Raw genomic sequence first — 6865 nt, 5'->3', positions numbered from 1 at the left:
GATCTGCAAGGCCTTCATGACCGAGACCGGGCTGGAGGTGACCAATCACGGCATGCAGGTGTTTGGCGGTCATGGCTTCATTCGTGAGTGGGGCATGGAACAGTTGGTGCGTGACTGCCGCATCGCTCCTATCTATGAGGGTACCAACGGTATCCAGGCCCTGGACCTGCTGGGCCGCAAGGTGCTGGGTAGCCAGGGCAGGCTGTTGCTGGGTTTCACCAGGATCGTGCACAAGTTCTGCGTGGCCAATGCCGAGCATCCGCAGTTGAAGGCCCAAGTCGCGCAGCTCGATGGTCTGAATCGTCAATGGGGCGAGTTGACCACCAAGGTGGGCATGGCCGCCATGAAGAACCCGGATGAAGTGGGTGCCGCAGCCCTGGATTACTTGATGTACAGCGGCTACATCGTCCTGGCCTATCTCTGGCTGCGTATGGCCCTGGTGGCTCAGCAACAACTCGATGCGGGTGAGGGCGACAGCGATTTCGCCACGGCCAAGCTGGCCACCTGTGGGTTTTACTTCAAGCGCCTGCTGCCCCGTACCGGCGCCCATCTGGCGGCAATCGAAGCAGGCAGTGACTGCCTGATGAGCCTGCCGGCGCAGATGTTCGCCTTGTAGGTACGCTGATGTGCCCTGAACAAGGCCCGCTTCTCGCGGGCTTTTTCTTGCGAGCATCTGGAAGTGACCAAAATTAACAATAAAGTCATGAGTTGACCCTATGTGTCGCAAAAGTTGTTCGGGTACACTCGGCTTTTCGTAAATGGGCCCGTTCCGGCCCGCTTGTTTAGATCTTGCGAGGTTTGCCATGGCTGACTACAAAGCGCCCCTGCGCGATATGCGCTTCGTCCTCAATGAAGTCTTCGAGGTCGCCAAACTCTGGGCTCAACTGCCAGCTCTGGCCGAAACTGTAGACGCCGAGACGGTTGAGGCGATTCTGGAGGAAGCGGGCAAAGTCACTGCCAGAAGCATCGCTCCGCTGAGCCGTAGCGCCGATGAGGAAGGTTGTCACTGGAAGGACACCGCAGTGACCACTCCGGAAGGTTTTCCACAGGCCTATCAGACGTATGCCGAAGGCGGCTGGGTCGGTGTTGGCGGTGATCCGGAGTTCGGTGGCATGGGGATGCCCAAGGCGGTATCGGCTCAGGTCGAAGAAATGGTCAACTCCGCGAGCCTGGCCTTCGGCCTTTATCCCATGCTGACAGCCGGGGCTTGCCTGTCGATTAACGCCCACGCCAGCGAAGAGCTGAAAACCACCTACCTGCCGAACATGTATGCCGGTGTCTGGGCCGGCTCCATGTGCCTGACCGAGCCTCATGCCGGTACCGACCTGGGGATTATCCGCACCAAGGCTGAGCCTCAGGCTGACGGTTCCTATGCCATCAGCGGAACCAAGATCTTCATTACCGGTGGCGAGCATGACCTGACGGAAAACATCATTCACCTGGTGCTGGCCAAGCTGCCGGATGCGCCGGCCGGGCCCAAGGGGATCTCCCTGTTCCTGGTGCCCAAGTTCATGGTCAACGTCGATGGCAGCCTGGGTGAGCGCAACCCGGTAAGCTGCGGTTCGATCGAACACAAGATGGGTATCCAGGCCTCCGCCACCTGTGTGATGAACTTCGATCAAGCCATAGGTTATCTGGTGGGCGAGCCGAACAAGGGCTTGGCCGCAATGTTCACCATGATGAACTACGAGCGCCTGGGTGTGGGTATCCAGGGGCTGGCCACCGGTGAGCGCTCCTATCAGAACGCTGTGGAGTATGCCCGTGACCGCCTGCAGAGCCGTTCGCCGACCGGGCCACAAGCCAAGGACAAGGTCGCCGACCCGATCATCGTGCATCCGGACGTGCGGCGCATGCTGCTGACCATGAAGGCTGCCAACGAAGGTGGCCGGGCATTCTCCACCTATGTAGCAATGCAACTGGATACCGCCAAGTTCAGCGAAGATGCCGAGACCCGCAAGCGCGCGGAAAGCCTGGTGGCCTTGCTGACTCCCGTGGCCAAGGCGTTCCTTACTGACCTGGGCCTGGAAACCACGGTTCATGGCCAGCAGATCTTCGGCGGCCACGGCTACATCCGTGAGTGGGGCCAGGAGCAGTTGGTGCGCGACGTGCGGATCACTCAAATCTATGAAGGCACCAACGGCATCCAGGCGCTGGACCTGGTGGGACGCAAGATCGTCGGCAGCGGCGGCGCGTTCTACCGCTTGTTCGCCGATGAAATTCGCCATTTCACCACCACCGCCGATGGGCAACTGGGCGAGTTCACTAGGCCTTTGAACGCGGCTCTGGACAATCTGGATGAGCTGACAGCCTGGCTGTTGGATCGGGCCATCAGTAACCCCAACGAAATCGGCGCGGCTTCGGTGGAGTACCTGCAGGTCTTTGGCTACACCGCCTATGCCTACATGTGGGCCCTGATGGCCAAGGCGGCGTTGGGCAAGGAGCAGGAAGAGGGCTTCTATGCCAGCAAACTGGGGACTGCGCGGTTCTATTTTGCCCGTCTGCTACCGCGTATTCACTCGCTGACCGCCTCGGTGAAAGCGGGTAGTGAATCGCTGTTCCTGTTACAGGCTGAGCAGTTTTAATTGAGGAGAGCGTTTGTAAGTCATCTCTTACATAACGTGCTGCTGATCGTCCATATCGGTAGATGACGGCTGAGGCTAATCTACTTCATATGGACGTCGCGCAGGAAGCGCAAAGCAACAACATGGACACGTAGGATTCTGCCAGGATGGCGGAGTGAAAAGGATGTCAGGGAAACAGTCTGCAAAGCCCCGCTTCGGCGGGGTTTTCTTTTGTCCGGATTTTTTATTTTCGCGACGTCAACCCAGCATTTCTGGCACCGCAGTGCCGCCCAAGCGCCCGTCTTGGGTATTCATCGAATCCTCCAATAACGTCCTTAGCAGTTCCAGCGTTCCTTGTTGACGCTGCAGATCCCGACAGACCAATCCGACTTTCAATGGCACCCTCGGCTCGCTCAGAGGTTTCCACAGCAGTTTCTTGTTGCTGTGCTGTTGTTGCGAGCGCCCCGGAAGCACGGTGGCCAGCCGGGTATGGGGCAGGCTGTCGAGAATACCGGTCATATTGTTCAACTCCGCCTGTACCTGAGGACGCCGTCCCAGGTTGGCCAGCTGCGCCTGCCAGATCTGGCGGATCTGAAACTCCTCGCCCAACAGCAGCATCGGCAACTCCGCTGCCTGGCTCATGGAGACCTTCTTGAATTCGCGCAGCGGATGCTGCTCGGGGATGACCAGTGTCAGCTCATCTTCGTACAGCGGGACACTATGCAAACCTGGTTGGCGTGGCGGCAGGTAGCTGATGCCGATGTCCAGCGAGCCATTGAGCAAACGTCGTTCGATTTCCAGACCGGTCAATTCGTAGATCTGCACCACCAGATGGGGCTGGGCCTTGCGCACTCGTTCGAGCATCTGCGGCACCAGGCTGCTATGCACCGTTTGCAGAACGCCGATGGCCAAGGTACGCAGGGCCTGGCCCTTGAAGTTGCCCAGGGCCTCACGGGCTTGTTGCAGGCCGTCGAGCAAAGGCAGGGCGTGGTTGTACAGCGTATGGGCGGCCAGCGTCGGCAACAGGCGCTTGCTGCTGCGTTCAAACAGGCTGACGTCGAGGTTCTGCTCCAATTGACGGATTTGCTGGGAGAGTGCCGGTTGTGAGATCGACAGGCGCTCCGCAGCACGGCCCACGTGACCTTCTTCATACACCGCGACGAAATAACGCAGTTGCTTGAAATCCATAAGTATTTCTTATCGAAAAAGCTTAAAAAACGAAATGGCCCGAAGCCCGCAAGACGCCTAGTCTAGCGCCTATTCACAGGGCTTACAGGGCCAAGACGCGCGATGAATACCGTTTACGTCGATGGTGTTTACATAGGCAAGGCAAAAAATCTCGGCCAGGGTCTGGTCATAGATACCGACAAGCGCCCGGTTGCAAACCGTCTCTGGTTATGGCCACAAGGCCTGGGCAGCGACGAACAGGGTGATCCGCGCTTCCATACCGGCCCTGAGCGAGCCCTGCACCACTATCCCGCTGAGCATTACGCCCACTGGCGCAAACGTTATCCACAGTTCGATTGGGCGGCTCCGGCCTTTGGGGAAAATCTCTCGACACGTGGCCTGACCGAAGATCAGGTGTGCCTGGGGGATATGTTCCGTTGGGGCGGAGCGCTGTTGCAGATCAGTCAGCCCCGTTCCCCGTGCTACCGCCTGAGCCAGCGTTGGGGCCTGGTCAATCTGCCCCAGCAAGCCCAGGACAATGGACGCTGCGGCTGGTTCTACCGGGTACTCAAACCCGGCTTTGTCCAGGCGGACGAACCCTTCGAACTGATCCAGCGCAGTTATCCCGGTTTGACCGTGGCCTGGGCCCTGCGCTGTTTTTTCCGGGAGCCTCTGGAGCACACAGGCCTGAAAACCCTGATTGATTGTCCGGCGCTGTCCTCGCGCTGGCGCGATATCGCCATCAAGCGCCTGCGCACCGGCTGCGTCGAGGATTGGTCCTCGCGCCTGCTGGGCCTGCCGTTGGAGGGTCTGCGGGCATGAACTTGTTCAATCTGCGCCGTACTCCGCCAAGCCTGGAGGATCTGGTTATCGAGCCCTGTGCGAGCGCCTCGGACGATGCCTGCGCCAGTGAGTGCCTGATGCCCAGTGTGCAGCGCCCGCAACCGGTGTTCGTCCGTGGCCAGGGCTCCTGGCTGTGGGACAGCGATGATCGCACCTACCTGGACTTCACCCAGGCCGGGGCCGCCAACAGCCTGGGCCACAGCCCTTCGGTACTGGTCAACGCCATCGCCGCTCAGGCCCAGTCGCTGATCAATCCCGGCTCGGGGTTCTACAACCGCGGCATGCTCAAGCTCGCCGACCGTCTGTGCCGTAGTACCGGTAGCGATCAGGCCTATCTGCTGAGCAGTGGCAGCGAAGCCTGTGAGGCGGCGATCAAGCTGGCACGCAAGTGGGGCCAGCTGCATCGTGGCGGCGCGGCGGGCATCATCACTGCCAGCCGCAGTTGCCATGGCCGTGGTTTTGCCGCGCTATCGGCTGCGGGCAATGGCTCCCAAGGCAATCGATTCGAACCTCAACTGCCAGGCTTCAGCCAGGTGCCCTTCAATGATCTGCCTGCATTGCACGCGGCGGTGGACGCTCAGACCGTGGCCATCATGCTGGAGCCGATCCAGGGTGAAGCGGGGGTCATTCCGGCGACAGAACACTACCTCAAAGGTGTGGAGCGCCTGTGTCGTGAGCTGGGCATTGTGTTGATCCTCGATGAAGTCCAGACCGGCATCGGTCGCTGCGGCACCCTATTGGCCGAGCAGTTGTACGGTGTGCGCGCCGACATCATCACCTTGGGCAAGGGCCTTGGCGGCGGGGTGCCCCTGGCGGCGTTGCTGGCGCGGGGCAAGGCCTGTTGTTTCGAACAGGGCGAGCTGGATGGCACCCACCATGGCAATGCATTGATGACCTCCGCCGGCCTGGCCGTGCTGGACAGTCTGCAGGAGCATGGGTTTTTGCAGCAGGTGCGCAGCAACGGTCAGTACCTGGGGCAGCAGTTGACCCAACTGGCGGGCCGTTATGCCCAGGGCGAGGTACGAGGGCATGGATTGTTCTGGGGTATGAGCCTGGCGGACGACTCCGCGCAGGAGGTACTCAAGGCAGCGTTGCACGAGGGCCTGTTGCTCAGCGCTGCGCAATCGAACTGTTTGCGTTTCACCCCGGCCCTGAGTGTCAGCAAGGGCAATATCGACGAAATGCTCCTGCGCTTGACCCGGGCCTTTTCTCGCGTGCGGACCGCGCAATTGCAATGCCGCAAAGGAGTAGCCGTCTGAAATCTGTGCTGATCCTGGAGCATTCTCTGACGGACGGAGCTGAGCACACCCGACTTTACGTTGACTGAATTCCTGAACCGTCTCGCGGTATAACGCGTCGCCCCGTGTCCGATTTTTCGCACGGGGCGTTTTTTTGTCTCCGGGCTGTTCAGGAGGGCAAGATTTGCGGTGAACCCTGGCACGCGACCAGGGTCGATTGCAGGTGAGGCTCAGCCGAGCCCGACTTCTATCAGGAGCTGCCCTATGGACTTGATTCGCATCATCTTCGCCATTCTCTTGCCGCCCCTGGGGGTTTTTCTGCAAGTGGGCTTTGGCGGCGCTTTCTGGCTGAACATCTTGCTGACCCTGTGCGGATACATCCCCGGTATCGTGCACGCGGTGTACATCATCGCCAAACGCTGATTATCCATCCTGCCCGTTCCAACGGTACGGGCAGTACCCGCTCAGCATTGAGCTTGCAGCACCTTCTGATAAAACCGCCATTCCTGCTCCAGCGCATGAGCCTGATTGGCCGCTTTGCGAAAGCCATGGCGCTCATCGGGGTAGTAATGGGCCTCGGCGGCGATGCCCTGGTCCTGGAGCGCCTTGAGCATGTCGCGGGTTTGCTCGGGCACCACCACGGCGTCCAACTCACCCTGGAAAAACACCACGGGCACACTGATGTTGCTGGCGTACAGCAGTGGCGTGCGCGCCAGGTAGCGCTCGTTATCCTGCTCAGGATCGCCAATCAGCCAGTCCAGATAATCCCCCTCGAATTTGTGTGTGGAGCGGGTCAGGGCCATGGGATCGCTGACCCCGTATAGGCTGGCGCCGGCACAGAAGACCTTGGCGAAGGCCAGGGCGCAGAGGGTGGTGTAGCCCCCGGCGCTGCCGCCACGGATGAATGCCAGCTTTGGGTCGATCAGCCCTTGTTGGTCAAGATAGGGCACCACCGCACAGGCATCTTCCACGTCCACTTCGCCCCAGCGCAGATGCAGGGCCTGGCGGTAGGCCCGGCCATAACCGCTGCTGCCCCGGTAGTTCAGGTCGGCCACG

General features: G+C 60.2%; 7 protein-coding genes. 5 read left to right on the top strand and 2 right to left on the bottom strand.

Annotation, left to right across the window (positions count from 1 at the left end; genetic code table 11):
- The coding region (locus tag BLX41_RS35925; protein WP_259745063.1) for an acyl-CoA dehydrogenase C-terminal domain-containing protein at positions 1 to 616 on the top strand (616 nt) is incomplete at its 5' end.
- Between the two features lie 187 nt (positions 617 to 803).
- Positions 804 to 2582 (top strand): acyl-CoA dehydrogenase C-terminal domain-containing protein, encoded by a 1779-nt coding sequence (locus BLX41_RS21560; protein ID WP_123726521.1) that lies wholly within the window; start codon positions 804 to 806, stop codon positions 2580 to 2582.
- A 237-nt stretch (positions 2583 to 2819) separates the two neighbouring features.
- On the opposite strand, the gene BLX41_RS21555 is transcribed toward BLX41_RS21560, so the two are convergent.
- Positions 2820 to 3749, bottom strand: a complete 930-nt coding sequence (locus BLX41_RS21555; RefSeq protein ID WP_123726520.1) for a LysR family transcriptional regulator — start codon at positions 3747 to 3749, stop codon at positions 2820 to 2822.
- A gap of 102 nt (positions 3750 to 3851) precedes the next feature.
- Between BLX41_RS21555 and BLX41_RS21550 the strand changes: the two genes are divergently transcribed.
- The 3 genes from BLX41_RS21550 (at position 3852) to BLX41_RS21540 (ending at position 6232) form a co-directional block, all read left to right on the top strand.
- A complete protein-coding gene (locus BLX41_RS21550; protein WP_123726519.1) occupies positions 3852 to 4550 on the top strand; it encodes an MOSC domain-containing protein in 699 nt (232 codons plus the stop codon).
- The gene (locus tag BLX41_RS21545) at positions 4547 to 5830 is read left to right on the top strand and encodes an aspartate aminotransferase family protein (protein WP_123726518.1); all 1284 of its coding nucleotides are present in this window, start codon (positions 4547 to 4549) and stop codon (positions 5828 to 5830) included. Before BLX41_RS21550 ends, BLX41_RS21545 begins: the two co-directional genes overlap by 4 nt.
- 243 nt (positions 5831 to 6073) lie before the next feature.
- On the top strand, positions 6074 to 6232 hold the full coding sequence (locus BLX41_RS21540) for a YqaE/Pmp3 family membrane protein (RefSeq protein WP_011063854.1): 159 nt from the start codon (positions 6074 to 6076) through the stop codon (positions 6230 to 6232).
- 41 nt (positions 6233 to 6273) lie between these two features.
- On the opposite strand, the gene BLX41_RS35920 is transcribed toward BLX41_RS21540, so the two are convergent.
- The coding region (locus tag BLX41_RS35920) for a prolyl oligopeptidase family serine peptidase (RefSeq protein WP_259745062.1) at positions 6274 to 6865 on the bottom strand (592 nt) is incomplete at its 5' end.

This window comes from Pseudomonas protegens, assembly GCF_003732485.1.
GTDB classification, from domain to species: Bacteria; Pseudomonadota; Gammaproteobacteria; order Pseudomonadales; family Pseudomonadaceae; genus Aquipseudomonas; species Aquipseudomonas protegens_B.
Note: the sequence above shows the minus strand (reverse complement) of the source record. Positions and strands in the feature narration are given on the sequence as shown.

Excerpts from the sequence above, each read along its gene's own strand:
- BLX41_RS21560 (WP_123726521.1), top strand. The coding sequence starts at position 804 with ATGGCTGACTACAAAGCGCCCCTGCGCGATATGCGCTTCGTCCTCAAT.
- BLX41_RS21555 (WP_123726520.1), bottom strand. The coding sequence starts at position 3,749 with ATGGATTTCAAGCAACTGCGTTATTTCGTCGCGGTGTATGAAGAAGGT.
- BLX41_RS21550 (WP_123726519.1), top strand. The coding sequence starts at position 3,852 with ATGAATACCGTTTACGTCGATGGTGTTTACATAGGCAAGGCAAAAAAT.
- BLX41_RS21545 (WP_123726518.1), top strand. The coding sequence starts at position 4,547 with ATGAACTTGTTCAATCTGCGCCGTACTCCGCCAAGCCTGGAGGATCTG.
- BLX41_RS21540 (WP_011063854.1), top strand. The coding sequence starts at position 6,074 with ATGGACTTGATTCGCATCATCTTCGCCATTCTCTTGCCGCCCCTGGGG.